This window comes from Proteiniclasticum ruminis (assembly GCF_900115135.1).
GTDB classification, from domain to species: Bacteria; Bacillota; Clostridia; order Clostridiales; family Clostridiaceae; genus Proteiniclasticum; species Proteiniclasticum ruminis_A.
The window spans coordinates 285,610-312,097 of sequence record NZ_FOVK01000002.1 but is presented as its reverse complement, the minus strand read 5'-3'; the positions used below and the strand labels follow the sequence as shown (position 1 = coordinate 312,097).

General features: G+C 46.7%; 22 protein-coding genes. 1 reads left to right on the top strand and 21 read right to left on the bottom strand.

What is annotated here, in order from left to right:
• Positions 1–11 precede the first annotated feature (11 nt).
• From BM243_RS06065 to BM243_RS05995, 16 genes are all read right to left on the bottom strand, one after another.
• Positions 12–1,496 carry an LTA synthase family protein gene (locus BM243_RS06065; RefSeq protein WP_083422653.1) on the bottom strand — a complete coding sequence of 495 codons (1,485 nt, stop codon included), beginning with the start codon at positions 1,494–1,496 and terminating at the stop codon, positions 12–14.
• Complete coding sequence (locus BM243_RS06060) at positions 1,486–1,827, bottom strand: hypothetical protein (RefSeq protein WP_074911394.1); 342 nt, start codon at positions 1,825–1,827, stop codon at positions 1,486–1,488. The genes BM243_RS06065 and BM243_RS06060 overlap by 11 nt, the downstream gene beginning before the upstream one ends.
• 121 nt (positions 1,828–1,948) lie before the next feature.
• Positions 1,949–2,899: a Gfo/Idh/MocA family protein gene (locus BM243_RS06055; protein WP_074911392.1), complete on the bottom strand. Its 951-nt coding sequence runs from the start codon at positions 2,897–2,899 to the stop codon at positions 1,949–1,951.
• A 217-nt stretch (positions 2,900–3,116) separates the two neighbouring features.
• Positions 3,117–4,478 (bottom strand): DUF4301 family protein, encoded by a 1,362-nt coding sequence (locus BM243_RS06050; protein ID WP_074911390.1) that lies wholly within the window; start codon positions 4,476–4,478, stop codon positions 3,117–3,119.
• Between the two features lie 201 nt (positions 4,479–4,679).
• Positions 4,680–5,636: a Gfo/Idh/MocA family protein gene (locus BM243_RS06045; protein WP_074911388.1), complete on the bottom strand. Its 957-nt coding sequence runs from the start codon at positions 5,634–5,636 to the stop codon at positions 4,680–4,682.
• A gap of 219 nt (positions 5,637–5,855) precedes the next feature.
• On the bottom strand, positions 5,856–6,761 hold the full coding sequence (locus tag BM243_RS06040) for a diacylglycerol/lipid kinase family protein (RefSeq protein ID WP_074911386.1): 906 nt from the start codon (positions 6,759–6,761) through the stop codon (positions 5,856–5,858).
• Positions 6,762–6,929: 168 nt separating this feature from the next.
• Positions 6,930–8,096, bottom strand: a complete 1,167-nt coding sequence (locus tag BM243_RS06035; protein ID WP_074911384.1) for an AAA family ATPase — start codon at positions 8,094–8,096, stop codon at positions 6,930–6,932.
• Positions 8,097–8,205: 109 nt separating this feature from the next.
• A complete protein-coding gene (locus tag BM243_RS15225) occupies positions 8,206–8,343 on the bottom strand; it encodes a hypothetical protein (protein WP_177213468.1) in 138 nt (45 codons plus the stop codon).
• Between the two features lie 497 nt (positions 8,344–8,840).
• On the bottom strand, positions 8,841–9,758 hold the full coding sequence (gene arcC, locus BM243_RS06030) for a carbamate kinase (RefSeq protein WP_074911382.1): 918 nt from the start codon (positions 9,756–9,758) through the stop codon (positions 8,841–8,843).
• On the bottom strand, positions 9,751–11,181 hold the full coding sequence (locus BM243_RS06025) for a YlbE family protein (protein ID WP_083422652.1): 1,431 nt from the start codon (positions 11,179–11,181) through the stop codon (positions 9,751–9,753). The genes arcC and BM243_RS06025 overlap by 8 nt, the downstream gene beginning before the upstream one ends.
• Positions 11,182–11,184: 3 nt before the next feature.
• Positions 11,185–12,729 (bottom strand): acyl-CoA synthetase FdrA, encoded by a 1,545-nt coding sequence (gene fdrA / locus BM243_RS06020; RefSeq protein ID WP_242943517.1) that lies wholly within the window; start codon positions 12,727–12,729, stop codon positions 11,185–11,187.
• A complete protein-coding gene (locus tag BM243_RS06015) occupies positions 12,710–13,597 on the bottom strand; it encodes an oxamate carbamoyltransferase subunit AllH family protein (RefSeq protein WP_074911377.1) in 888 nt (295 codons plus the stop codon). Before BM243_RS06015 ends, fdrA begins: the two co-directional genes overlap by 20 nt.
• Positions 13,594–14,898: a uracil-xanthine permease family protein gene (locus tag BM243_RS06010; RefSeq protein WP_074911375.1), complete on the bottom strand. Its 1,305-nt coding sequence runs from the start codon at positions 14,896–14,898 to the stop codon at positions 13,594–13,596. The genes BM243_RS06015 and BM243_RS06010 overlap by 4 nt, the downstream gene beginning before the upstream one ends.
• A 53-nt stretch (positions 14,899–14,951) precedes the next feature.
• Positions 14,952–16,208, bottom strand: a complete 1,257-nt coding sequence (locus BM243_RS06005; protein ID WP_074911373.1) for a hypothetical protein — start codon at positions 16,206–16,208, stop codon at positions 14,952–14,954.
• A gap of 31 nt (positions 16,209–16,239) precedes the next feature.
• Positions 16,240–17,346, bottom strand: coding sequence for a cyanuric acid amidohydrolase (locus BM243_RS06000; RefSeq protein WP_074911371.1), 1,107 nt, complete (start codon positions 17,344–17,346; stop codon positions 16,240–16,242).
• A 153-nt stretch (positions 17,347–17,499) separates the two neighbouring features.
• On the bottom strand, positions 17,500–19,131 hold the full coding sequence (locus BM243_RS05995; protein ID WP_074911369.1) for a PucR family transcriptional regulator: 1,632 nt from the start codon (positions 19,129–19,131) through the stop codon (positions 17,500–17,502).
• Between the two features lie 238 nt (positions 19,132–19,369).
• Between BM243_RS05995 and BM243_RS05990 the strand changes: the two genes are divergently transcribed.
• A complete protein-coding gene (locus BM243_RS05990) occupies positions 19,370–19,699 on the top strand; it encodes a hypothetical protein (RefSeq protein WP_074911367.1) in 330 nt (109 codons plus the stop codon).
• A 124-nt stretch (positions 19,700–19,823) separates the two neighbouring features.
• Here BM243_RS05990 and nagA read toward each other — a convergent pair whose 3' ends face one another.
• The 5 genes from nagA to BM243_RS05965 form a co-directional block, all read right to left on the bottom strand.
• Positions 19,824–21,023 (bottom strand): N-acetylglucosamine-6-phosphate deacetylase, encoded by a 1,200-nt coding sequence (gene nagA / locus BM243_RS05985; protein ID WP_074911365.1) that lies wholly within the window; start codon positions 21,021–21,023, stop codon positions 19,824–19,826.
• Between the two features lies 1 nt (position 21,024).
• The gene (locus tag BM243_RS05980) at positions 21,025–21,798 is read right to left on the bottom strand and encodes a MurR/RpiR family transcriptional regulator (RefSeq protein WP_177213467.1); all 774 of its coding nucleotides are present in this window, start codon (positions 21,796–21,798) and stop codon (positions 21,025–21,027) included.
• 113 nt (positions 21,799–21,911) lie between these two features.
• Entirely contained in the window at positions 21,912–23,249 is a 1,338-nt protein-coding gene (locus BM243_RS05975; protein WP_074911363.1) for a family 4 glycosyl hydrolase, read from the bottom strand.
• 46 nt (positions 23,250–23,295) lie between these two features.
• Entirely contained in the window at positions 23,296–24,864 is a 1,569-nt protein-coding gene (locus BM243_RS05970) for a PTS transporter subunit EIIC (RefSeq protein ID WP_074911361.1), read from the bottom strand.
• A 410-nt stretch (positions 24,865–25,274) separates the two neighbouring features.
• On the bottom strand, positions 25,275–26,456 hold the full coding sequence (locus BM243_RS05965; RefSeq protein WP_074911359.1) for an AAA family ATPase: 1,182 nt from the start codon (positions 26,454–26,456) through the stop codon (positions 25,275–25,277).
• Positions 26,457–26,488 lie beyond the last annotated feature (32 nt).

The following is a 26,488-nucleotide window of genomic DNA, read 5'->3' as shown; positions in this document are numbered from 1 at the left end:
TACTGCATCCTCTACTCCACAGAACTTTCTACTATTCCGTTGCCATAGATAAAGTTTTCTTGGTAGTATTTTGAATTCTTCGCAAGTTCAAGATTCATATCGTGGCCATATTTCTCTAATAATGTTTCTTCCTGAGAGAATAAGTTTGTTCCCAATCCTAATCTGTTATTCTTAATCTCCACATTCAAAGTTGCTAGAACCGTTGGAAAAATATCGTAGGTATTGAACTGCCTGTTTTTCTTCGTAATATCTTTATCCTCAAATCCTGAGTTTATAAATGCATTATATATCGTTCTCTGATAATCTGGGTCAATATCATCCAGAAAATCACTGTCCATCGTTAGATGATCTCCCACAATAACAATACTCGTATTTTCATAAAAAACCTGCTTTTGTACCCATTCTATAAACTCAGCGATCTGCTTTGATGAACAGGATATCACATTAGCATATTGGTCATCATATGTATGGCTGCATAAATCACATAGATACCCATCTTCAGCATGAGTATCCACAGTGAGCATCGTCAAATTAAACGGCTCCTCTTGCTGATGAAGTTCACTCAGTTTAATCTTCGCAATATCGAACAGTTTATGATCCTCATATCCCCAAAAAACAAAATAGTCCTCCGGAATCAGTTTCTTATCCTTCGCGTAATTGTAATCATAGATAGTATAATTGCCATGCTGTTCAAAGAAGTTCTTTCTTCCACCAAAAACAGCATCGGAACCGATCAATAGGTTATTCGAATACCCTTCTTTCTCTAATAAGTCTCCCATAGTCCAGCCAGCTCCCACCGCCTGTTCAAATCCACCAAGTTTATCAGAATTTGAAAAACTGATATTTTCCTGTGCCAAAGCGGAAAGTTCTTCGATAAGATCCGTCTCCAGTGCTCCACCGTTACTCTTCGAAGAGAAGGTATTTTCTAAGGACTCTAAATAAATATAGATTAAATTTCTCTTCTCTTTAGGAAAAGTAGTATTCGTGCTCGGTTCCACATAATTCTCTTCAATAAACAAAGAGTCTTCATACTGATTTTTCACATAAGACAACACGTTAAAATTTTTATCCGCTGTTATGAAGGAAGAAAGTAATATTACCAGAGCACTGAATAAAGCCACTGTTTTTATTAAACGGAAGGGTAAGATCCTGATTGTTACTTCTTTTTTATACTTCTCTGTAAGTTTGAAGCTGAAAATCAAATTGTATCGATACGTGCTTCTGATGAGAATTCTGCTATGAACTGTATGTACAATCAAGATGATTATCAACAGATAACCTATGGGAGTTAGAACATATTTGAGTGCGGAACCTACCATCGTTGTATCAGCACCATCAAGGGGTACTTTTACATGAAAGATAATCTGATCAAGGGTCAAATCTGAAAAGGACAGTCTTGCCCACTCTACTAATCTGTATAGGCCTACTGCAAGAATCAGTGCAACATACCCTGCTACCAACATCGGGTCCTTTGACTTTGTTTTTTTATTCATCATCTTTTGAGATAATTCTCTCCTTACTAATTTTGATACTTATGTTTTTCTTTATAAATTTCAGTAAAAGACCATTCATATATGATACAGCAACAATGACAATTAGGTACTTTAACGAAATGAAGGAAGGGTTGATTCTCCCATTGACAAAACTCTCTGAGTTTCCAGACAGGAATCTAAGAACAGCAATTAAAACTATGATGTTCAGGAATATACACTCAATAGCTCGTCTTAATTCATGTTTCCATTTTAGCTGAAGTGAATCTTTCACCTCTTCATTAGTCATGATGAGGTATGTAAGAAGTCCTGACAACAAAAAAATAATTTCTCCCATAATAGCTCCTTCACATAAAAATCTACTCACATGATAACATAGACTCATCATGATTTAAATGAACAGCATAAAATAGCAGAGTTCTTCATTAGAAAACTCTGCTACTTCATGGTATGAATATCTAGATTACAGCAAAAATCCGGTCTAGTATCCTTGCGTTCATCCGGGTCTCAGAAAGAGACAAAAGCGGAAGCTTTCCGTCCAGAATGCTCACAGAAAAGTCCTCAAACTCCTCTGTGAACTTCTCACAAGGCTCCACATAGATGTCCTCTTTCTTTCCTTCCACATACAGCGTGATGGTTCCGTCGTTGTAGAGGAAAGGATCTGGTATCCTCAATCTTCCTTGGGTACCAATGATCTCTGCCTCATTCTTCTCAAAGGAGTTGAAGCCGCTGTGGATCACCGCCGTGACCCCATCCTCATATTCAAAAAGCACCGTGCTCTGAACATCTACTCCTTCTCTCACTTTCTTTGTTCCCAGGATACTGATGGGTTCCTTTTTCATAAGAAGCGTCAGGAAGTTCACGCCATAGCTTCCCACATCGTAAAGGGCTCCCCCACCAAGGTCCTTGTCCATACGGATGTCTCCTTCCTCTTCCATCATGAACCGGAAGGAGGCATCGATGTGCCTGATTTCTCCTAAAACACCACTGTCCACAATCTCCATCACCTTCTGTATCCTTGGTGTATAGCGGTACATGAACCCCTCCATGAGCAGCTTATCCTGTTCTTCCGCCCTTTTCATCATATGCACCACCTCTTCCTCTGAAAGGCCTAGAGGCTTCTCACAAAGCACATGCTTTCCTTTCTCCAGAGCTTTCACCGTCCACTCCTTATGAAGGCTGTTGGGCAGCGGAATATAGATTGCATGGACGTCTTTATCCTCCAGAAGCTCCTCATAAGACCCGTAGATTTTATCAAAGGGCTCTTTCTTCTTCGCCTCTTGCATCTCTTCCTGATCCCTGGTCGCCAGCGCGTAAAGATGGGCATGCTTGGCATCCAGTATGGCTGGAATACCGGAATCCTTGGCAATGGATGCATATCCTAATATTCCCCAATTGATCTTTTTCATGTCGTACCTCCGTTGGTATCTATCTTTTTCTTTTTATTCTTTTTAAACACCTCTGTCAGAAGATGCTACTAAGAAGTATAGGTATAATCTTTTACCTTGACATGAACAGGAAGAAAACACTCCTGAAGAATTTTTGAACAATGGGAAAAAGAAAAGGACAGAGAAGAAGTAAGACTGCACTTACTCCTCGCCTGTCCTCTATTTTAGATCTTACCGTCTACAGCTCTCCCCGGTGACTAGGTGAAAGAAGATCGTTGACCTTCTTTACCGGATTGAAGGTGGAAAGGGGCACCTCCACAAAGACGGTATTCCATCTGTCCATGGCCCCATTCCAGAGTCCTGGGTGCTCCAGAGCTTTGATGGGCTTTCCTTGATAGCTTTTGTTCGCAATGAAGTATCTGTCTTCATTCACAAACTGAAGAAGATCAAACTTCTCTCCTTTATAGTCTCTCACAAAGCACACCAGATCCACAGGATTGAAAAACTCAGACGTCTCAAAAAGCTTCCTCTGATCCTCCTTTGAAAAGTCCACTTCACTCTTTTCACAGATCTGAAGATCCGAGTAGTCCCCTTGATCGAGCACAAAGGGTCCCCCACCAGGTTCACCCTGGTTTTTTACCACACCGCAGACCCGAAGGGGCCGGTGTAACAGCTCTACTATTTTCTCTTTGGTCAGTTCCCCTTTATAGGAAATATGCAGCTCATTCAGAAGAAACGCTCCAACTTCCTGAAGATCTGCCTCATCTTCCAAGAGCTTCACAAGATACTCATCGATTCTTTTCTTCATCGCATATCCGATGGAAGCCAGTTTCTTCTTCGAAAGGACGGTATCCTCGAGAAAAGCTCTATGACAGACATTGTCAATGTTCTTGATGAAGATCACATCCGCCTCCAGATCGTTGAGGTTTTCAATGAGGGCTCCATGGCCGCCAGGTCTATAAAGATGCTCTCCATTTTCCAGCAGAAAGGGCTTGTTCTCCATATCCACTGCCACGGTGTCCGTGGAAGGCTTCTGGAATGAATAGGTCAGCTCCACGGACATCCCGCTCTTTGCCACCTCTTCCCGAAAGGCCAAAAAGAGTCCTTCATGGTTTGGGGAGATGGTGAAGTGAAGCTTCAGATTCTCAGGGTTCAGATACTTCTCTCCTTCATAGAGATGCTCTTCAATAGGCGTGGATGAAAAGTTCTCATAGCGGTTCGTCTTGATGAAGGCTTTGGGGTATTCCCCATACTTCATCTCAAAAAGAAGATGCCTTATGATTCTCTTTCGGTCCTCTTCCTTCTCCTTTTGTAGATTCTTCTCTTGAAGCACGCCTTTGAGATCCTCATAAAAAGGAAACTCTTCCAGATGTCCAAAAAACTCAGATATGGCCTCTGTCTCTTTCCCCTCATCCAGATACCGATAAAGGTCCTCAAACATTCTGGTGGCAGCGCCGCTGGCCGGCACAAACTTCACACAATGAAGATCAAGATACTCCTCTGTGATTTCATTTGACATCGTCAGATGTTCCCGGGTCACCGGGGACACAATACGTACATACTTTGTTCCAGCTTTAAATTTCTCCAAATACTCGTTCACTTCATCCTCCTTTTATACTTTTATCTATATTTTTTATCTTCATTATACAGGAAATTTCTAAGAGAAGCTGCATCAAAAATGGATCTTTAGAGTTTCTCAGAACTTCTGATTTCTTATTCCAATATCATTTGAAATTGTACAGATCCTTTGAGAAAAACAGAAATACATTTTCTATATGGGTTTTTTTCTTAGTAGAAAGGCTTATTTGTAGATGTTCCAAAGGATCTTGTCCATGACCCGTACCTGAAGAAGGCTCTCTGAAATGGTGACGAGCGGCTTCTTTCCTTCTAGAACCGCCTTAGAAAAGTCTTCCACCTCTAAGGTATACCGGTGACAGCCAGGCACAGAAATACTGTCCACCTGGTTCTTATGATAGAGGGTAAGGTCTCCCGCTTCTTCCAGGAAGGTATCGGGAATCACCAGCCTTCCTTCTGTACCGAGGATCTCACTGGAGTTTACCCCATAGGCATTGAATCCGCAGTGAAGAGACGCCGTGACCCCATTTTTATACGTTAAAAGCACCGAGGTCTCAATGTCCACCCCGTCTGCCATGACGGAGGATACCGCAACTCCCTGCGGCTCTTCTTTCAGAAGAAGACTGGCAAAGCTCACGGGGTAACACCCCACATCATAAAGCGCTCCTCCCCCTAGCTCCTTCTTCATTTTGATGGTATTGGGCCGGCTTAGATAAAACCGGAACGAGGAGTCGATATGGCGGATCTCTCCTAAGGCCCCACTTCCCACCAGCTCCAGAACCTTCTTGATTCTTGGGGTGTAGCGGTACATGAAGGCTTCCATGAGAAGAACACCATACTTTTCGCTGGTTTCTGTCATGTCCTTCACCTCTTTCTCTGACAATGCCAAAGGCTTTTCACATAGGACATGCTTTCCTTTCTCCATGGCTTTTACTGCCCACTCCTTATGGAGAGCATTGGGCAGCGGAATGTACACCGCTTGAATGTGCTCATCCTCCAGAAGCTCCTCATAGGTTTCATAAATCCTCTTAAAAGGAAAAAGTCTCTTTGCCTCTTCCCGTTTTTCGGCATCTCTGGAGGCTATGCCATAAAGCCTTGCAGTAGGCGCTTCCAGTAGTGCTGGAATCACCTCATTTTTCGCAATCCTTGCATAACCCAGTATGCCCCAATTGATCTGTTTCACTTACTACCACTCCCCTTTTTTGTATAGGACCTATGATTGGATCTCATCTACATAATTTTTTGTGAATATGTCACTATTATTGACTTCTATCACACTTCCAGTGTATCACAGGTATGGCTCCTCTCTTCTTTACGAGATCCTCAAAAAAAGAAGGACACCTTTTGCTTTGTGCCCTTGCTTTATTCCTTCTTGAATCTACTACTCTTCTACATCCATGATTTAACTCTTCTCCACATCCGGAACCAGAACTTTCAGATGCCCTTGGAGCACCTCCACAGTAAAGGGCACCTTGGGTCCCTTTTCTCCGTCCAGATCGCTCTCATAATGCTCCTCGCCTAAGGGCGCCACCTTCATTTTTCTTGTGGAAAAGTACGTCAAGTGATCTGACGACGCCACATCTCCTTTCAGAAAATCCGGCAGAATTTTCGCCGTATCGAGAAGGCTCAAGTCTTCTATAAGAAGCACATGAAGCTTTCCATCCTCCAGGGTCGCTTCAGGGAAAATGCCCTCAAAGCCTCCGAGAGATCCAGAAAGAGATCCCACAACCACTGCGAGCTCTCCTTGGAACACCTCTTCCCTGCTGTCAATCCTCAGCTGTATCTTCTCCTTCTCCAGAATTTTCTTAAGACCAGCCAGAAGATACGCCAGAGATCCCAGTTTTGATTTCTCGTCGGGTGTCACTTGATGGATGCTTTCTGAAACCCTACCCAGGCCAAATCCGCTGGTAAAATAACGGTCTCCAGCTTTTGCAATATCGATGGACCGCTTGATCCCCACAGAAAGCACTTTGACGGCTTCTTCAGGCTCCAGCGGAATCCCCAAAGCCCGTGCCAGATCGTTGACGGTGCCAAGGGGAATGATGCCTAAAGCAGGCCTCACTTTATGGTCTGAAAGACCATTGACAACTTCATGGACCGTTCCGTCTCCGCCCATGGAGACCACCAGGGAGACTTCTTCCAAAGATGCTTCCTTGGCAAAACCCTCAGCATCTCCGGCTCCCTTTGTTTCCTTGACTTCCACTTCTTCATAGACTTTTTTAAGCTCCTTCACCGCTTCTTCCTCATAGGCTTTCGCCTGTTCTTTTCCAGATGAAGGATTGACAATGAGTACTGCCTTATTCTTCATAGCATCCTCTCCTCTTTCTCACACGCAGTCATCCATGGGAGGCCTCATGCTAAAGGTCTCCCAAAAATCTGCATACTGGTGATATTAGTATAAGAACATTCTGTGAAACGGTTGTGAACTCCTAAATAACAAATATTGAAGAGAGAAGCCAAAAGCTCATAGTCTCTTCTACATCTGACTCTTCAGATGGTTGAGAAGCTCATTAAATTGACTCTCAAGAGGTGCAGTACCCGGTAAGGTACCGCTCCTATAGATGTCGCTCTTCTTCAGGTCATTTCTCATTAAAAGCTCCGCGAGATTTTTCACCTCAATTCCAGCCTCGTAATGGAGAAGATAGATTCCGTCATTGCGTTCCATCTCATCCAGAAGATCCGGATCCAGGGTGGTGGCAAGAAGGCACGCTCCTTTTCGGTTCACCTCAGGATTTCCAAAAAGACGCAAAAGGGCAATGGCTTTGTCTCTTGACATCTCCCTGCCCAGACCGTCCACCAGAAGATAGCCTCCATGTTTCAGCACCTGGGAGGCCATATGAAGAAGCACCGTGGTTCTCATGAGCCCCGGTGAAATGTACCTTCTCAGCTCTTTCTCTTCCTTGAGAAAGAACGGGTCCAGATCATAGAACTTCAAATGGATTCCCTTCACTCCCCTCACTTCATCCACCGCATCCAAGCTGATCTTCTCGATCTGGGGGGCTGTAAACTTTAATAGAGTCTTGTCCACAGAGAGAAACTTCTGAAGAAGCTCTTCCTCCGATAAGCGGATGAGATCCAGATGGAGCATGCCACAGGTCTCTTCTTTATAGATGTCTTTCGCAATGCTCACATCTAAAGGCAGTTCTTCGGCCTTTCCTTTCCGGGTGAGGACCGGGTCCTCTTCCTCAAAGGTGAAGAGGTTTTTTCTCGACCGGATCTTCGAAGGCTCCTTCTCATAGAGGGCTTCGTATTCAATGATGAACTTGATTTCCTCTTCAAAGAAAGCCACATCCTTGCGGATGGTGGTCAACAGTTTATAGAGCCTCTCCGATCTCCCCATAAAATATGTTTCCAGATGAAAGCGCTCTCCAACCCCCACGTTATCCAGAACCATAGCATTCTTAATGAGAGACAGAGGCATCCCTTCCAGCATACGCATGGCAAAGGAAATCATCTCTATGGTGGGCGATTTTCCTGATGTATTGTCTCCAATAAACATCAGGGTACTGTTCTGATAGACCCTGGGAAGCAGCTCATAAAGTGGGCTGTTTTCTTTCACCACCCGCTGCCTGGCGACAAATTCCAGTTCTAGAGGAGTCTTGTAGGCTTTGAGGCCTTCTATTCTAAGTTTAAGCAGTCTCATGTTCTTCATCCTTTATTCTGAATTCTTTTGTTTTTTTCTCAACGGACCTGGGTCAGGCCGTTGTTTCTGCTGTTTACTCTTTATTTGCTTTAGATATCATTGGCTTCTACTAGAAGAAGCCAAAAAACAGATGCGCCCGCATCTGCTTCACTCTTCTATGATGTTCTGATCTCGTCTTTCCATAGGTGCCTTCTTCCAGAACCTTTCTGACTGAACCCAGAGACATGGGGATACTGTAAACCTCCATTTTCCGTACCCTTCTCCACAGCGCTCCGAGCATTTCATTTCCATTATTTTCCTACATACCTTAGATCCCCTTTTCATAAAAGCGGTATCCCTATGTTTCACCATACTTCCTTCCTTGTTGATACACATCGAAGGAGGACATACGGTATCTCTATTATACTATATAGCTCCTTTAATCGTTTACACTTTTTTGAAATTTTATCACTCTTGTAAATATACCCTCTCCCCTTTCCTCTTCTGGGATTTGGAGCCTCCTGATCTATCTCTAAAGAAACCAGAGAACTGCCCGATGACCTGCTGGATCTACCAACAGAATATCCTATCAACGACCACGACGGCAAAGAAAGAACTCCAGGCTGAGAAAGAAGCATTGTGCATCTCACTACGTTTCTATATAGAGAAGAAATCTCCCAAAAGACGTGGCTGAAACCAAAGAAGATTCCATAAAGCTTTCACAAGCTCCATGGAATCTTTTTTATTTGCATAAAGGTCTAGGTTCTATTTCTCGCTGCTGTAGATGATGGTACCGCTTTTCCCAACCAAAGCGTCATTGGCTCTTTCCAATGAACCGATGATGGCTTTTCTGTCCTTTCCGGACTGGGCAAAGGCCACACCTGTGAGCACCTTAGGGAGCATGCTTCCAGGTGGGAACTGTCCTTCCTCTGCATAGCGCAGGGCCTCTTCCACATGCATGCTGGAGAGATTTTCCTGGTTTTTCTTGCCAAAGTTGATGGCTACCCGGTCTACGCCAGTGAGCATGAACATGAAATCACAATCGGAAAGCTCTGCAAGCTTACCACTGGAAAGGTCCTTATCGATGACCCCTTCCAGTCCTTCATAACCGGACTGGGTCTTCTTCACCGGAATGCCACCGCCCCCTACGGAGATGACGATGTGCCCTGCGGAAAGAAGAACCTTCACAGACTCCTTCTCCACAATGTCCACGGGCTTTGGTGAAGGCACCACTCTTCGGTAGCCTCTTCCGGAGTCTTCCACAAAAGGATATCCAATGGCGTCTTCCTGAGCCTTGGCCTCATCATAGGTCATGAAGCGTCCGATGGGCTTCTGTGGATTCTTGAAGGCCTCATCTTTCTCATCCACCACCACCTGGGTGACCACGGAGAGTACTTCTCTTTCTATGCCTCTTTTCAGAAGCTCATTCTTTAAAGTATTCTGCAGATGATAGCCGATGTAGCCCTGGCTCATGGCGGTGCACTCGGTCAGAGGCATCTCTTCCTTGGACATGGCATCATGGATCATGCCCACCTGAGGACCATTTCCATGGGAAATGATCACTTCGTGACCCTTTTCAATGAGGTCTGAGATGGATCTGGACGCTTCTTTCAGCGCTTCCTTCTGTTCTTTCCAGGAATTTCCCAGGGCGTTTCCGCCCAGGGCAATCAGTATTCTACTCATTCGCTTCGCTCCTTTTTTCTGCCAGAGCCAGAAGAGCTTTCTTGAAGCAGTCCATTGGTGGACTTACAAGACCTGCGCCTACCTGACCGATACCGGCTACTTTATGGGCCATTCCTGTATTGATGATGGGCAGAGTGCCTGTGGCGATGACCTTCAGGACATCGATACCGATGGCAGAGCCTCTGAAATCCAGAGTAGGAATGGAGAAGTTTGTATTCTCAGACGTGGTGATGGTGTACATTTTTTCGCTGTAGGCAATGGCATCTGCCACGGTTCCACCCACGAACTGCACGATGGCCGGAGAACCGCCCATGGCGAATCCGCCGATGCCCATGGTTTCTGTGATGGTGCTGTCCCCGATGTCAGGGTTTGCATCGTCTTCTGTAAATCCTGGGAAAAGAAGTCCTTTGATCTTATCCGCAGGAGCAGTAAACCAGGTTTCCTTGCCAAGACCACTGATTCGGATACCGAAATCCACACCGTTACGGGCCATGGTGGTGACCACAGTGGATCCTTCCACATTCTGAGCCGCATCCGTTGCCGCCTTACAAGCTGCCATGGAAAGGTTCAGGAAGTAATGGTCATTGCCCTTCATGAATTCCACACATCTGGCGATGGCTTTCTTATCCTCATCCAGCAGGAAGAAGTAAGAGGAAATTTCACGGAAAAACAGACTGGTGGCTGCCTTGTTTCTGTTATGACACTCATCTCCCATATGCACAGCCTGGGAAATCAGGCTCTTGATGTCAACACCGTCGCCCTTTAATGCCAGGGCTTTCTTCATGATGGGCGCAAATTCTTCACGGATCCACTTGAGCCTCTTGATGACGCTCTCGTCATAGGCGCCATAACGAAGCACCTTGCCAAGACCTTCATTGACACTGCAGAAAGACACATTGCCATGGGTCATATCCTTCACCACATGCACGGGCATGTGTGGAGAAAGAACCCCAGCCATAGGACCTACAGCACTATGCTCGTTGCAAGGGGAGAACTTGATGATGCCGGACTCAATGAGCTTCACAGCTTCCTCTTCATTCTTTGCTCTGTCTTCAAAAATAAGAGCTCCGATGACAGCCCCCTTCATAGGACCGCACATTCTCTCCCAGGAGATCGGTGGACCTGCATGAAGGATGGTGTTCTCATCCATGCCAGGCACCACATCAATGGCTTCTGCCATATCGATGAGGACTCCATGGGAAGCCTTCATGATGTTTACCACCTTCTCGTTGGCTTCCTTGATCTTCTCGTCCTTCTCCAGCACTTCCAGTGCTCTGATAAGAGACACATCTCCACCAGCAGGTGGCTTCCAGGCTACATGAATCACGTCTCTTTCCTGAAGCTTCAGATCTTCAATAAATGTTTTTGCACCAATATTTACTACCTTCAGTTCACTCTGAAGAAGCTTACTCATTTCACTCATTCTTTATACCGCCTTCTTCATGATCATTGCTGCCGCCAGGGCTGCTTCTTTGTTGCTGTCAAAGACCAGGATGCCATGCTCTCTCAGAAGTCTCTTCTGAAGATGATAGTCCTGCTTGTCCAGATCTGTACCCAGCACATAAGCCACAAACACCAGATGTCTGTCGTCTTTCTCTGCCAGAATTTTAGCCTTTTCAATGGCCTTTAACGTTACTTCCACCGCTTCGTCATGGGATCCATAGCCCAGTTCGAAATCAAGTAATATCACGCCGGTCTCTTCCTTCGCCGCTTCTCTTAGGATGTGCTCATTTCGTAAGGAAGGCTCAATCATGGGATGGGGCTTTCCATTGGTGTACTCATCCTCACCTAGATCCAGAAGCACATGTCCTTTGGTCTTTACGCCATCGGTGAGCTTCTCTTCACTCTTCTTGGCCACATTGCTCTTCACAGGCCCCAGTGCTTCTCTTAGGATGCTGAGGCCTTCTGCGCAGAGGGTACCGCCACAGTAAAGTCCTCGAAGATCTGTCTGCTTTTCTGAAAGAAGATCGCTGTACTTCTTTGGATCAAATCCGGAAAGAAGCTCTTTCTTCTCCTTCTCGGGCTGGAGTAAAGATACTGCAACTTCTGCTCCTTCATAAAGTCCTTTGGCAAAATGCACATGCTCTGGAAGACCTTCCACAGGCTCTCCATCCAGGAAGCACACTACCACTGGTTTCTCAATCTTGCTGATGGTTTCAAAGATCTTGTCCGCAATGGACTTGGCTGGTGGCTTAGACACCAGAAGAAGCACTTTTGTGTCCGGATCGTTATTCAGCGCTTCAATGCCCTGAAGCATCATGATGCCGCCGATCTTCTCATGAAGGTCCCGTCCACCGGTACCAATGCCATGGGAAACGCCTTCGCCCAGATGATGGATCTGAACCATCACTTCCTGAAGACCTGTACCAGAAGCGCCGACGATACCGATGCCGCCGCGTCTTACATCATTGGCAAAGCAAAGGCCTGTACCGCTGATAAAAGAAGTGCCGCAGTCCGGTCCCATGACAAGAAGTCCCTTGTCTCTGCCCATTTCCTTCAGCTCACGCTCTTCTTCCAGAGACATGTTGTCACTGAAGATCATGACATGAAGTCCATTCTCCAAAGCTTTTCTTGCTTCTCTTGCCGCATAGGCTCCTGGTACTGAAAGCACCGCCACATTGGCTTCAGGCAGGAGATCCACCGCTTCTTCCACGGACTCCGGAATCACTTCCGCCCCTTTTCCCTGGACTTTTTTCTTTGGGGACAGAAGCTCATGGATCATCTTGTAGGCTTCTTCCACCACTTCTTCCTTCTCAGATGAAACAGCCAGAAGAAGATCCGATGGACCTGCACCTTCCATTTCCTCGGTGAAAAGCCCAACGCTCTTCAGAAGGTCCTTATTCATGTCTGTGGCCATGGAGACCACCGCATCTATGACGCCGTCCATTTCCCGGATCTTACCGGTGAGCGACATGAGGGTCACAGAGTCAAAATACATATTCTTTCTCAGTTCAGCTTTTTTTATCATCATTTCCTCCACATTGTTGTTCTAGATGTAGTTGCAGTGCAAAAAGTGCACCAGAGGCCATATCCGTCCCCGAAATAGACCCAATATTCAGTAATTTCTCCATAGCACTTTTCCTCTTTTCCGCATCACTGCCATAGAGGATTTCCTCACAGAAGTTTGTGAGGGCTCCAGGAAACCTGTCTTCTTTGCCAAAGTGCAGCATCTGGAGGCTCACCTCCGTGGTGCTGACAGTCCCATGTTCCAAAAGGGTCCTAAGTTTTTGTGCGGTGTCTCGCACAAGGCTTCCCGGAAGGTAAGACGCCATGGCCATAAATCCCAGGGCAAAATCATCCCCCGAGGGGGTCAGGCCGAGGCCAAGACCAAGAATCTGTCTGAAATCTCCAGTGGTTTTCACCGCTGAGATTCTATCCTGAAAGGCTTTTTCCAGATACCCTTCTTGAGGTCCGGGAAGAAAAAAGGAGAGGCATCCTCCCCGCTTTCCATGTATCCGAAGCTCTTCCAGGGTCTTTTCTAAATTGTCTTTGGGATTCCCTGCGCCTTTGGCTAGAGATCCTCTTTCTTCAGGCTTTCTCATGAGAATCTCTGAAAGATCCACCTGAAGGCTGTGTCCTAAGACCAGCATGCCCGAAGCCAAATGCACAGGCTTTCCCAAAAGATGCTGATATTCCTCAAAATTGATTTTTCCTGAAATCTCCAGAGTACCCGGCAGATACATCTCCCGCTCAATGGAAAGGGTCCAGAGTCTGCCGCCCTCTTCCATGAGATTCATGGTGCTGGAAAAGATGCTATGGATTTTCCCCTTGAAAGGACAGCAAGGCTGAAGCCTTCGGTAAAGAAGCTCCTCCGCCCGGAGACCTTTTAAAGTCCTCACTTTTCCTCCTCCACCGGAAGAAAGAGATCCAGCCCGATGGCGGTGACCGCGGAAGGCACCACGCCAGAGGTTAAGATGAGCTGAATGTCCTGGTGAAGATTGCCAAGCGCTTCCGGCACCAGGCTGAGCCCGATCCCAAGGCCAAGAGACAGGGCGATGATGAGGGAGTTTCTGCTGGTGAAAGGGATCTTTCCAAGTAGAGAGAACCCGGACACCGCCACCATGGAAAACATGGCAATGGACGCTCCGCCAAGGACCGGCACTGGAATCATAGAAAGCACCGCCGAAAACTTGGGGAAAAACGCCAGAAGAAGCAGCATATAAGCGCCAATTCTTACCACATGGCGGCTGAATACTCCTGTGAGATTCACCACCCCGATGTTCTGAGTATAAGAAGTGTTCGGAAAGCCGTTCATGAGGGCCGCCAAGGCACTGGAAAGTCCGTCCGCCAGGACACCTCCGGTCTTTTCCTCTTCCGTGGGCTCTCTGTCCTCTCCAGCGATGGTGATGGCAGAAATGTCTCCCAGGGTTTCAATGGTGGTGGCTACATACATAAAGAGCATACCGATGATGGCTGCAGGGTAAAATCGCCACTGGTACTGCATCGGAAGAGGCACGGCCACAAAGGATGCTTCCTTGATGGCTCCTCCATCCAGGATCCCCAGGAAAAGGGAGAGTACAAATCCTGTGAGAATCCCCAGAAGGATGGAAGCAGACTTCACAAACCTGTTTTTGGAGCGGTGGCAGAAGACGATGGTGAGAAGCACCACCGACGCCAGTAGAAGCGCCGTAGGATCTCCCAGATTCCCCGTTCCTCCAGCTGCCTGCTTCACAGCCACCGGGATGAGGGTCACCCCCAGGGTGACCACCACCACACCGGATACCAATGGGGTAAACACTTTTTTCAGCTTCGGCAGGCTCTTTCCAAGAACCATCTCAAAAAGACCGCCGACAAAACTGGAGGCAAAGACCGCACCGATGCCGTAGGTGCCGGCAATGGACATCACCGTGGCAATGAACGCATTGCTGGTGCCCATGACAATGGGAAGCCCCGATCCGATCTTTTTCCCTTTACGGATCTGAATGAGCGTTCCCACCCCGGCCATAAATAAGGCGCACTGGATGAGAAAAGTCTTGTCCGCAGGGGGAAGATCAAGGAGTGCAGACACCATGAGCGGCACCGTGATGTTCGCGGCGAACATGGCAAAGATATGCTGGAAAGCCAGAGGCACCGCTTTCTTCAGCTCCGGTCTGTCCTCCATCCCATATAAAATATCCGGGTTTACTTTCTTTTCCGTCATATCTTTTACCTGCTCCTTTACCTGTTTACTCAGTTATTACGTCTTGCTGTCTGTTATACAAAAATCACGGCCATGGCAGTGAGAAGCACCATCGCGCCAATGACATACTTGAAGTTCATTCGGATGACTCCCATGATGTCTGAATCAAAGCCCTTCGCTAAAGCTGCCACATTGATCTGCACGGGGCTGATCTGGGTACCTAGACCTGTGGCAATGGCCACAAAGCCCATGGCTTCCGATGGAAGGCCCAAAGCAGACAGGGTTGGCAGAATAAGGGTCAGCACTCCAGCAGTGAATGCACCAGAAGGAATGGCGATGAGGAACGCGATGATCATGGCCACGGGGAGAATGATGGACTCCGGCGCATTTCTTGCGATGCCCGCAATCTGTTCAAAGGTGCCCAGGGCTGCAATCATGTTGATGAAGGATAAGAAAATACCCACAGAGAACATGGTGGTCAGAATGAATCTGGATCCGTCAATGAGCGCTTCTGATGTTTCATCAGAGTTCATCTTGGTAAGAAGAACCGTCAGCACCGCTGTAAGAATCACTGTGGTGGCTGGATTGAAGAGGGAAAAACCGATAAGTCCGTTGATCTTGGCTCCGCCTACCACCATAAGAAGCAATGCGATGGCTGGGAATGCTCTTTTCAGAAGCTGACCTGTGGTCGCATCCTGAAGATCTTCTTCTTTTTTCGTGTCTTTTCCAGCAAAGAGAGCGCCTCTCTTCTTCACGCCATAAACTGCCAGCCCAAAGGCCAGAAGGTAGAAGACCACGGTGAAGGGCATCATGTTTCCTGCATGAACGGCCACATCCACCCCTGCGCTTTCTGCAGCCAGAATGGTTTCTGTGGAAGCTGGGGATGTGGTGAAGCCTACCGCAGAAATGATGGCCATGGCTGCGATGACTTCAGGCACCGCACCTACAGCAGCCGCCACAAGTGGCGCTGTGACCATGGTGTTTCCTGCGCCCATGCCTGCCATATAGGTGGCAAATCCCTGGATGAGGACAATGAACCCTGCAAGAACTGCGATCTTACCTTTGAGGCTCTTGCTGAAAAGAGCAACCAGAGCTTCGATGCTTCCTGCCTGGGAAACCATGGCAGCAGAAGCCGCATAAAGGATCGGCACCGTGATGCCCAGCATGTTGGAGATGCCTCCCACAAACATGCCTGAAACATCAGACAGGTTCATCCCCCCGATGAGAATGGCAGCCAGTCCTCCGAAGAGGCCTGCCACCAGCATATGCTTCTTCATGAAAAGAAGCGCAACAACTATGATAAGAGGCACAAGATTAATTAGTAAATCCATTTTCTGTCTCCTTTACGTCATCCCTCGACGTTTATTTTTCGATGATAACAGCCACAGGACCGCCGCCTGCTGGTCCCTGGTGCTCTGCACCACCGGACACATAGACCATAGGGTCTCCCACAAGTCCTGCAATGAGTCCGTTGACCACAGCTCTTGCGTGTCTTGTATGGTTGATGTCAGAGTCTGTGAGCATGGTGTTTCTTCTGCCTCTCACATAGCCGTCTGGTGAAGCTTCTGCCTTCGCCAGCACATTGACGATTCTCTTCTTGTCTTCTTCTGTAGGCAGCTTGTCCACAGAAAGACCTGCACTGTTCATGGCTTCGATGATGCTTTCCAGATCAATGGCATCCTGCATGACGCTGTGTCCGATTCTGTACTTGCTCTTTGATCCCTTGGCATTTCCCATGAGAATGATCTCGCAGTTTAACAGTTCCACTCCTGCAGAGGTGGAAGCCACACCGGAATAGAGGCTGTAGTCTTTTAGGATGGTCTCTTCTGTTACCTTCGCCTCGTCCACTTCTCCTAGCGCAATGGCAACACCAAGAGCAGATGCGCCTCTTGTGTATCCCATGGACTTGTAGGTGTCGGTGACCACAACTTTCTTTCCACGCTTCTCTGCATCCAGGATTCTGTCAGAAGTTAAAAGCGGACACTTGATCTGCACGAAATGCACATCGTCCTTGCTTTCAATGTTCGCCTGCTCCATGAGCTCCAGCACCACTCTCTTCACTTCCTGAACCATGGTGACGGTACCCATTTCTTCTGGCAGGAAGTTTCTGGTGAATCCCACCGTAACATTCAGTGCTTTTTCCTCAGATGAGGTTTCCTCCTCCAGTTCTTTTCTTGTGAAGATCATCACATGAGGAGACATGACTCCTTCGGTTCCGCCGGACATGACAAATGCCACCTTCTTCTCTACTTCATGCTCGGATAAGCCTGTAAGATCAGAGATGGTTTTTCTGTACGCCATGGTGCAGAATCCTCTGGTGAAGTCATTGACACAGCCGTTTCCTTCTGTCTTTCCAAGAACTGCAATGATGTCCTTTGCGACAATTTCTCCTGCTGCTACTTTTTCCTTCAGTACGGACACATCATCAGGTCCTGCCACTGGAAGTTTGAATACGTTGATATCTACCATGTTGTTTCCTCCTAGAATGTTGATTGTTAACAAATTATCTGTTGCCCTCATCATATCATGAAGGAAAATGTGATTTCATCATGATATAGTGCCAAAAGAAAACGAGTTCACTGTCACCAAGTGACAATGAACCCGATGATGATACTATCTGTTTTATAGGTCTTCTTTCAGTTCTCTGGACTTTTCCGCCTCCTGCCATATATAGGCATAATAGGCAAAGACAAGTTCTCCTAAGGAGAAGCCCTGCTCCAGCTCCACCCCCAGCTCCTTCAGCTTCTCGATTCTGTGGCGCATGGTATTGTAGTGGATGAAGAGCCTCTTGGCGGCATTTTTGGCATTTAAGTTCTCCTCCAGAAGCACCTGAAGGGTTTTCAGAAGATCTCCACTGTGGGTTTTCTCATGGAGAAGAAGCCTCCCGAGCTTCTTTTCCACAAAGGCTTCCAGAAGCACTTTGTCCTTCATCTCCCGTAAAAGGGAGAACATTTCATAGTCCCGATAGGAAGAGGTGAAGGAGTTCTCTTTGAGAAGACTGCCAATCTCCAGGGTCATTTTCGCCTGTCTGTACGAAGATGGAAGCTCTAAAATGGAGAGGGCTTCTTCAGAGATGCCGATGCCAAGACGCATCTCGGTCTTTTTCATCTGCAGCAGCTTCTCCGCGGCATTTTTAAGTGCTTCCTCCCGCTTTTCCAGGAAGATGGTGTTGATGAAAATGACGATGGAGTCATCGAGATACACATACTTGAACTTCTTGCCTGTGAGTCTCAGCTCTCTTTCCAGTACCCCGTCAATGATCTTCTCATCCATGACCTCCTCATAGTAGGTCTTTTTCTTTTTTTCATCCCCATCAAAGATCTTCAGCACCAGGATCACCTGGGGAAACTCCATGTTCCAGCCGAAGTACCGGGCTTTATTGATGGTCTCCATGGGCGAGGTGACCTTCCCTTGGAGAATGTCTCTGATGAAGGAGTCCTGGAAACTTCTTTCCTTTTCCATCACCGCATAGTTTTTAAAATATACGGAGGCGATGAGAAGAGAGGCTTCTTCTGCCGCCACCTGAAGGCTGTCGCTTTTGCCATTTTCTTTCAGAAGAAGAAGATAGCCAAAAAGCCTTGCGCCTGCCCGGATGGGGTGAAGAATATAGTCTTCTTCACTGAGCAGTTTTTCTCCCAGATGAACTTTCAGGACGCCTCTCTCTGGTGTTCCTGTGAAGGTATAACAAGGGTTGCAGGCTTCTCCTGACCGGTGAAGAACCTTATAGGAGGCATCCAGAAGCACCGCTTCACTCTGACAGATGTCCGCAAGGCTCTGAAGAAGCTCCGGGATTTCCCGGCCTTCCAGAAAGAGCCCCATGAGGCGGTCGTGGACATTATTTCTGAAGTTCAGCACATCCATATGTTTTTTCAAAGAAATCTCCAGAATCTCTGTGACGAGACCCGAAAGGTTCGCTTCTTTGGGAAGCTCGATCACCGGGAAGGAAAGGGCATCCGCCTGCTCCTTCATCCGTTCTGGAATACCGCCGATGTACCGAAACGGCTTGATGCAGATGCCGGACACTCCCAGCTCAGAGAGCCTTGGAATCAGCTCCTCCATGGCCTTCTCATCCTCATAGACCGGAAAGAGGGTAGTAATGAGAAGATTGTTTTTTTCCACATAGGGAAAGATATCTGGAACCTCCATAAGCATGGCATTATTCACCATGAGGTGCATGCCCGCTGCTCCGGCCACCACCTTTGCATTCTGGAACCCTTCCAGCTGAAGTATGTTTTCAATTGTCACCAGTGCCATCGATCTATCTCCCCTTTCTATCACTTATGTACATTATGCGGAAGGCCGCCTCCTTTTACAAGGCCTCTCTCCTTCTTTCTCCCATAGAAACCAAAAGAAGGGTACAGATAAAGATATATAACAATAGTTATTTTGAATTAACTAGACTTTAGTAGTATTGCAATATATAATAGAGTAAAAGTAAGTGGTTTTATTATGTTTTGTAAAATACAAATTCAATATCTTGGAGGTATGCATCATGGCAAACTTATTTGAGAAGAAAGAAAGAAGCCCTCTATACCAAGTGTTCCTCATGGTTTTCTTCATTGCTCTCATGGCATTAGGTAACAACGAAAGACTAAGAACCATTCCTTCCGCCTATGTTTCTTTCCGGGTGGTTCAAATCATCTTCAGTATCTATCTCCTTGTGAAGGGCGTTTTGCTGATCCTTGGCACATGGAAGGAACGGAAAAAAAGAACTGGGACTGAAAATCTTCAGATCCTTTTTGTAGGGATTGCCTTGATTCTCTTGGCATATGTTGCCACCGACATCACGCTTCATACAGTAGACTATATCAGCACTATATAATCATTCGTAGGGGATTCCATGGAGTCCCTTTTATGATGCCTTCCATCTCAAACCCAAAACCTGGAGAGGAGAAAAAGTCTCTGCGAAAGAAGCATATTTCTTCGCAGAGACTTTTTCATGGATTCTATTCCTTATGGATCTTCTGAGATACCCCTTCTACATAGACTTCCATGAGGTCCATATGATGGTCCAGCACCAGGAAATCCGCCTTCTTTCCGTCTTTCAGAGATCCCACCTGATCAAAGACGCCGATGTACTTGGCTGGATTTTCCGAAGCCATGGTGATGATCTCCTCTAAAGAAATGCCATGCTTCTCCATGATGGTCTTCACCGAAGAGAAGTAGCCCATCTCCAGGTTTTTTACCGCTTCCACATCCCGTCTGTTCAGGCGGTACTCCTCGCCAGAATCCTTCCGGATGAGGACAGACTCGCCATCCGGGATATAGGTTTCTTTCCGGATGTAGTGATGGAAAGGACTCTTCACATGGGCAAGACCCGTGCAATCCGTGCAAAGCATGATGCCCTTGGCTCCCTTCACTTTATACGCAATGCGGAACGCTTCATGAGACACCGTCATCCCCGTCTGCTTGGCAAACTCGCAGTAGAGATCCTCAAAGTAGAGAGCAGCTCCCACCACGCCAGGCCTTCTATGATGAAAGCCCCGCATGCCGCTGTACATATGGGTGACGCCTCCAAGGCCGTAGCCCTTGAGCCTTCCAATGTCTTCCAGTTCTGCAGCGCTATGTCCGATGCTGATCTGGACCTTCTTCTCATGAAGATGCTTTATAACATCCTCCGCACCAGGAAGCTCCGGTGCTAGGGTCATGAGATACACATGCTCTTCTCCTATGGCGGACAAAAGCTCCTCTGCCACTTCCACCGTAGGATCCAGACAGAACTCCTCCTTCTGCATCCCCTTGAACTCTTTATTGATGAAAGGACCCTCCAGATGCACCCCCAGGATCCTGGATCCTTTTTCCGGTGTCCAGTTCTCCACCGCTTTCTTTGCTTCCACCAGGCTTTCCTTGATCTCTTCAAGATCATCGGTGCCCGTGGTGCCAAGAAAGGTGGTGACTCCTTCTTTCACCATGCTTCTCGCCATGGCATTGAGAGATTCCTCCGTCTTTTCATACCAGAAGGATCCCGTGCCAAAGCCATGGACATGAAGGTCCAGAAAGCCCGGAATGATATGGCTGTCGCCATAATCAAGAAAGTCTTCCCCCTTCACCTCTTCTTTAATATATGTAATTCTGCCATCCTCGACCTTGAGGAATCCATCCACAACGCCTTTTTCTGTATGTATGTTTCTAGAACGAATGATCATCTTAGGTTCTCCTTTTCTCCAGCATTTTCTGCGTATAGGTCAAGAGAATCTGGAGCGTCAGATGCATGCCCACTCTGGATATGAGATCATTGACTTCTGTATCTGTGGTTTTGGCATAGGCATACAGCACGCTGTCTGCGTACTTTTCCACTTTATTGTCCGAAAAACCAGTGATCACCAGCACCTTGGCCCCACGGATCCTGGCCCCTTTGGCAATATCGAGGATCCTCTTGGTGTTTCCGGATAAAGAAAGAAGAAGCACCGCTTCATCAGGCTCGATATGGTCTTTGATGTTGTCGATGAGATTGAAGTCATCCACAAAAATGGTCCTGATCTTCAGCATGGCAAGCCTTGTGTTCAGGTAGCTCCCAAAGGGTTTGGAGGCTCCTCGGGCCACCACGTAGACGGTTCTCGCCGACTGGAGAATCTCGGACATCTTGGCCACATTCTCCTCTTTCTGAAGATCCAAGGTCTTTTCCGCTTCCTCCCGAAGATCCCGGAGAATCTCAGAAAAAGAAACTACCTCTTTTTCTTTCCACACCTTCTTCTCATCTTCAGAAGCACTTTTAAGATAGTATTTCAGCTCCGTATAGCCTTCAAAACCCAGTTTTTTACACAGGTTGATGATGGTGGTCTTAGAGATGAAGAGTTTTTCTGAAAGATCCCTTGCGGTCATCTTCACCACCTCTTCCGGCGAAGACGCCATGAACTCCACCACTTTCTTCTCCAAGCTGCTGAGCTGTCCGTAGGAACCTGTGAGTCTTTCCAGTTTCATATATTGCATGCACCCCCTTTCTCCAGTATATCAAATTATTTAGGAAGAAACCCCCAACGCCTTGGGGGTTTCCTTCATTTTCAGCTCTTTCTCTTTTATGTTTCTATGATCTCCTACAGCTCTTTTTTCTCTAAAGCCCAGTAGTCCGCGCTGTGGTCCATGAGATCGTCCAGCACCAGCTTTGCCTTCACAGGATCCACAATGGACCGGTTTAACGTGAGGGCCTGGAGCGCTTTGGTGTAGTCTTTTTCCAGGTAGCTTTCCACCGTGAGCTTCTCATAGGCATACTGGCCTTCGATGAGCCCCTTATAGAAAGGCTTCACCTCTCCATACGGAATCATCTTTGCCCCTTCTTTTCCAAGGTAAGAGGCCAGCTCCACCATGGCGTCTTCAGGAAGATTTGGAATTAAATCTCCATTTCTGCCAATGACCACAAAGACTTTGTTAAGGTCATTGTGGATGGAGTCCACCACTTCCACCATGAGGTTGCCAAAGACTTCTCCCTGCATCAGCGGAATGTCCGTGAGGTTTCCCTGAGTCTCGGCTTTTTTCAGGATATCCAGCACCTTTTTCTCCCGGCCCAGCTTCGCTTCATCTACCCTTGTAAAGCTTGGATCGGAGTCCTGCACGATCTCCTCTGCAAAGAAGTAGTACTGAAGATAGGTGTTTGGCACATATTCCGGGAAAAACTGCATGAGCTTGTTGACGTTCTTATAGGTTTTCAGCCAGGAAGGGTCTCTTTGCTCCGCGTTGAAAGGCTTGAACTCATGGCCCATGAGGTAGTCCTTGAGCTTCGGCAGAAGCTCCTCCCCGGTCTTTGCGTTCTTTAGAGAGGTGAACCAGCCAAAGTGGTTGAGGCCAAAGTATCTGGGCTCCAGATCATACATGTCCTCGCCCAGAATTTTCGCAAAGGACTTGATCATGGAGTAGGGCTGATCACAGATGTTCATGATGCGTTTGTCCTCTGGGAACACCTTATCCAGGGCCACCGCCACGATGGCAGCAGGGTTTGTGTAGTTGAGGATCCAGGTGTCTTTGGAGTACGTTCTCACGGTGTTCACCATATCGATCATGGCACCAATGGATCTCATGCCATAGGAGAAGCCTCCTGGACCGCAGGTTTCCTGACCCACCAGGCCGTACTTCAGAGGAATCTTCTCATCGACACTTCTCATGGTGTCCACACCCACTCTCATGTTGCAGAGGACATAGTCCGTGTCTCCATAGGCTTCCTCTTCTTTGGTTGTGAACAGCACTTCCGCCTCACTGTAGTACTCCTTGAGGGTAAGATCGATGTAAGCTCTCACTCTTTGAAGTCTTTCTTCATCAATGTCAAAGAGTATGATTTTTGCCACAGGCAGCGTTTCCTTATAATATATGAGACTCCCAATGAGGGCAGGAATCCGAAGGCTTCCAGCGCCCGCAATGGTAATCACAGGGTTCTTTCTCATGGTAATTTCCTCCTTCTTTTTAAAGGAGCTAAAGGGGAGATCCCCTTTAGCTGATCATCTTCAGTTCGTCAGTCACAGCGTTCTTCACAAATTCCACGTTGGGTCCAAAGACGATGTGGATGTGATTTTTCATGGGGAAGAAGATTCCGGAAGTGCCGGAGTCTTTGAGTCTTTCCTTGTTCACAAGATTCATGTCCTTCAGGTCAATACGAAGCCTTGTGACGCAGTTGTCCACGTTGACAATGTTAGAAGATCCACCCAGGGCTTCAATAACGATCTTTGCCACTTCTCCATAACGTTTTTCTTTAATGAGGTTGTTGTATTCATACTCATCACTTTCTCTTCCAGGAGTGGCAATGTTATATTTCTCAATGGCCCACTTGAAGATGAAGTACGTGGCGATGGCCAGAGGCACACCCACGATGAGGATGTTGTACCATCTGGTGTTCTCATACATGAGACCGAAGATGGCAAAGTCAAAGATGGTTCCTCTTATGTATCCAACCCCAGTACCCATGAGGTACAGCGCTACAGCGCCCACACCTGCAAGAAGCACATACACCACGTAAAGAAGCGGTGCGATAAAGAGGAAGGAGAATTCCATAGGCTCTGTGATGTTCCCAAGGAATGGTGTAATCACCATGGTGATGATGATCCCTTTTACGAAAGGTCTGTTCTTGGCATAAGCACTCTTATACATGGCAAGGCCAATGGCAGGGATGATAAAGAGTGTCACCAGCATCTGGTTCTGCGCCATGAACTTGGTGAGTTCCGGCAGCATTTCCCAGGCTTCAGAATTTGGTCCCTGGTTAAAGAGCACTTCGTTCAAGGTTGGCAGGATTCCAGTGAAGGTTTCTCCGTCAATGACGTAGGTTCCACCAGCTGGTGTAAAGCGGATCAGCGCACTCCATACATGATGAAGACCCAGTGGAATGAGCAGTCTCACCATGAGCGCATTGACGAATGGTCCAACCGCACCTACCAGGATGACCTTGGACAAGGCGATGAGTCCCTTGGTAAGATATGCCCAGAAGAAGGGAATGATGAGCCCTGCAATGGTGGCCCATACGATGCTCACCATGGGCACAAACTTCTTTCCGGAGAAGAAGGCAAAAGCTACAGGAAGTTCTTTGTTGTAATACTTGTCTGCTGCAAAGGCACCGATGAGACCTGCGATGATTCCGCCAAGGACATCGAGCCTTAAGGTCTGAATGCCAAGGACCATGCCTTGACCCACCTGAGCCATGGTTTCGGCATCCGCCAGGGTTCCCGTGGCTTTTAAGTAGACATTGATAGTGATGTTTAGAATGAGATAGGCGATGATGGAGGAAAAGACAGAAATGCCCTTCTCCTTCCTGGACATCCCATAGGCTACGCCCATGGCAAAGAGTACCGGAATATTAGAAAAAATAATGTCGGCGATACTTCGAAGGCTGGTTAGAATCAGCTGAAGCGTCTCATTGGCTAAAAATGGCACTCTTTCGACCATGTACCCCTGAACCAGGGCACCTGTCAGTCCTAGAATCATTCCCATGGGGGCCATGATGGCGATGGGCAGAAGGAGAGACCGTCCGAATCTCTGGATTCCTTCACTGAATCTTTCTCGTTTTGTCATGTACTGCACCTCTTTCTTGTTTGATACTCTTACCTTATCGGAGAGAAAATAAAATGAAAAGGGTTTCTCGCCCTTTAGGACGCATATTCCCGCTTTTGCCTTTGGTCAGAACCTCTGACCATGGTAAAGACCTCTTGCATCTCTACGGTTCAGGATCGATTTCCTCTATCTCTTCACTGAACCTGTACGGACAGACGTCCTTCTTATAAGGATAAAAAGACCATTCAAAATAATACAGAGGGTCTAAGCTGAATGATACAGCTTAGACCCTCTCACAAACAAATATCCTCCAAAATCATTTCTGTCTAACTAAATCATATAAGGTCAGTTCCCTTGGATTTTTATTCCTGCTCTTATAAATCCACATTGCTCCACCTTCACAGATACAGATAGCTACCCTCTCATCCATACTACGCTTCACCATTTACAATAGATGAAAATGCGCGTTTCATTGCTTGATATGCTTCGTACTGTGGTGCGGTACCTTTAATGAATGCACTTTGATAGACATCGCTCTTTTTTAAATCACTTCTCTTCAGTAACCTTCCAAGATTATCTACTCTGATTCCATCTATATTCCTCACAAAGTAGATGTTGTCATTCCTGCTCAATCTATCCAGGATTTCTGGGTAGTGCGTCGAAAAAATAATCGCAGCGCCACGCTTGTTGATTTGCTGATCCATGAAGAGTCTAAGTAATGATGTGGCAATCTCTTTATTGAAATGATTCTCAAGTTCATCCAGAATCAGGTATCCACCCTTTTCGAGAACAGTAAGAGCATGAATAAACACATTGATTCCCTTTACTGTACCTGATGACAAATACATTTCAACTTCCTTTGGATGGTTCATGTTAATTTCATCTTTTCCTCGAAACTTCAACCGGATCCCTTTCAACTTCTTTTCGTCCTGATCTAAATCAAACGTCAGATATTCAATGCTGGGGTCCAAATACTGGATAAGCTCTTTAGGGAAATCTCCCAGAACTCGAATCAAGTTCACATTCGTCCATTGAATCAGATCCTTATTGTATATTTTGCTGTCATTTTTCTTGTTCATCGAAATAATGATACTTACATCTTCCGGAAGGAACTCTTCATCCCCTTTTCTTTTCTGAATGATCATAGACTCAGAGAAGTCAAATGCGCTCTTTCGGGTCAGTACTTTGGTCAACTCTTTCTTCCATAAGGTTTCATCAGAAATATAGTAGTCCGCCTTGCCCTCTTCATGAGTTGGCCTGACTTTAATCACTGTCCTCAGTTTATATAAATACTCAGACTTCCATGAAAAATAAGACTCCAATGCAACCTCTTCATTTTCGCGTAGCCCCTGAAGAATCACTTTCTCTTCTATTTTATTGATGGAATCATGATTGAGCATCTGCATCATAAAAGAAATCACCTTTAAAGTTGAGGTCTTCCCTGACGCATTGATCCCAATGAGAGCAACCGCTGTATTCTGATAAAGTTTTGAAGATACTTTGAAAAGATCCTCTTTGTCCTCTTCCATAACTTTCTGATGAGTAACAAACTCTATATCCAGTGGATTCGTAAATAGTTTGAGACCTTGGACTCTCATCTTTAATAGTTTCATTCCCACCACCCCTTTTGAACGTATATCTCGTT

Bases quoted from the DNA above. Each gene is read 5' to 3' on its own strand.
- BM243_RS05980 (WP_177213467.1), bottom strand. From the start codon at position 21,798: ATGAAACTGGAAAGACTCACAGGTTCCTACGGACAGCTCAGCAGCTTG.
- BM243_RS15225 (WP_177213468.1), bottom strand. From the start codon at position 8,343: ATGGAGGTTTACAGTATCCCCATGTCTCTGGGTTCAGTCAGAAAGGTT.
- BM243_RS05975 (WP_074911363.1), bottom strand. From the start codon at position 23,249: ATGAGAAAGAACCCTGTGATTACCATTGCGGGCGCTGGAAGCCTTCGG.
- BM243_RS06060 (WP_074911394.1), bottom strand. From the start codon at position 1,827: ATGGGAGAAATTATTTTTTTGTTGTCAGGACTTCTTACATACCTCATC.
- BM243_RS05990 (WP_074911367.1), top strand. From the start codon at position 19,370: ATGGCAAACTTATTTGAGAAGAAAGAAAGAAGCCCTCTATACCAAGTG.
- BM243_RS06005 (WP_074911373.1), bottom strand. From the start codon at position 16,208: ATGGATTTACTAATTAATCTTGTGCCTCTTATCATAGTTGTTGCGCTT.
- BM243_RS06065 (WP_083422653.1), bottom strand. From the start codon at position 1,496: ATGATGAATAAAAAAACAAAGTCAAAGGACCCGATGTTGGTAGCAGGG.
- nagA (WP_074911365.1), bottom strand. From the start codon at position 21,023: ATGATCATTCGTTCTAGAAACATACATACAGAAAAAGGCGTTGTGGAT.
- BM243_RS05970 (WP_074911361.1), bottom strand. From the start codon at position 24,864: ATGACAAAACGAGAAAGATTCAGTGAAGGAATCCAGAGATTCGGACGG.
- BM243_RS06040 (WP_074911386.1), bottom strand. From the start codon at position 6,761: ATGAAGAATAAGGCAGTACTCATTGTCAATCCTTCATCTGGAAAAGAA.
- BM243_RS06010 (WP_074911375.1), bottom strand. From the start codon at position 14,898: ATGACGGAAAAGAAAGTAAACCCGGATATTTTATATGGGATGGAGGAC.
- BM243_RS06025 (WP_083422652.1), bottom strand. From the start codon at position 11,181: ATGAGTGAAATGAGTAAGCTTCTTCAGAGTGAACTGAAGGTAGTAAAT.
- BM243_RS06055 (WP_074911392.1), bottom strand. From the start codon at position 2,899: ATGAAAAAGATCAATTGGGGAATATTAGGATATGCATCCATTGCCAAG.
- arcC (WP_074911382.1), bottom strand. From the start codon at position 9,758: ATGAGTAGAATACTGATTGCCCTGGGCGGAAACGCCCTGGGAAATTCC.
- BM243_RS06035 (WP_074911384.1), bottom strand. From the start codon at position 8,096: ATGAGACTGCTTAAACTTAGAATAGAAGGCCTCAAAGCCTACAAGACT.
- BM243_RS06000 (WP_074911371.1), bottom strand. From the start codon at position 17,346: ATGGTAGATATCAACGTATTCAAACTTCCAGTGGCAGGACCTGATGAT.
- BM243_RS05995 (WP_074911369.1), bottom strand. From the start codon at position 19,131: ATGGCACTGGTGACAATTGAAAACATACTTCAGCTGGAAGGGTTCCAG.
- BM243_RS05965 (WP_074911359.1), bottom strand. From the start codon at position 26,456: ATGAAACTATTAAAGATGAGAGTCCAAGGTCTCAAACTATTTACGAAT.
- fdrA (WP_242943517.1), bottom strand. From the start codon at position 12,729: ATGATGATAAAAAAAGCTGAACTGAGAAAGAATATGTATTTTGACTCT.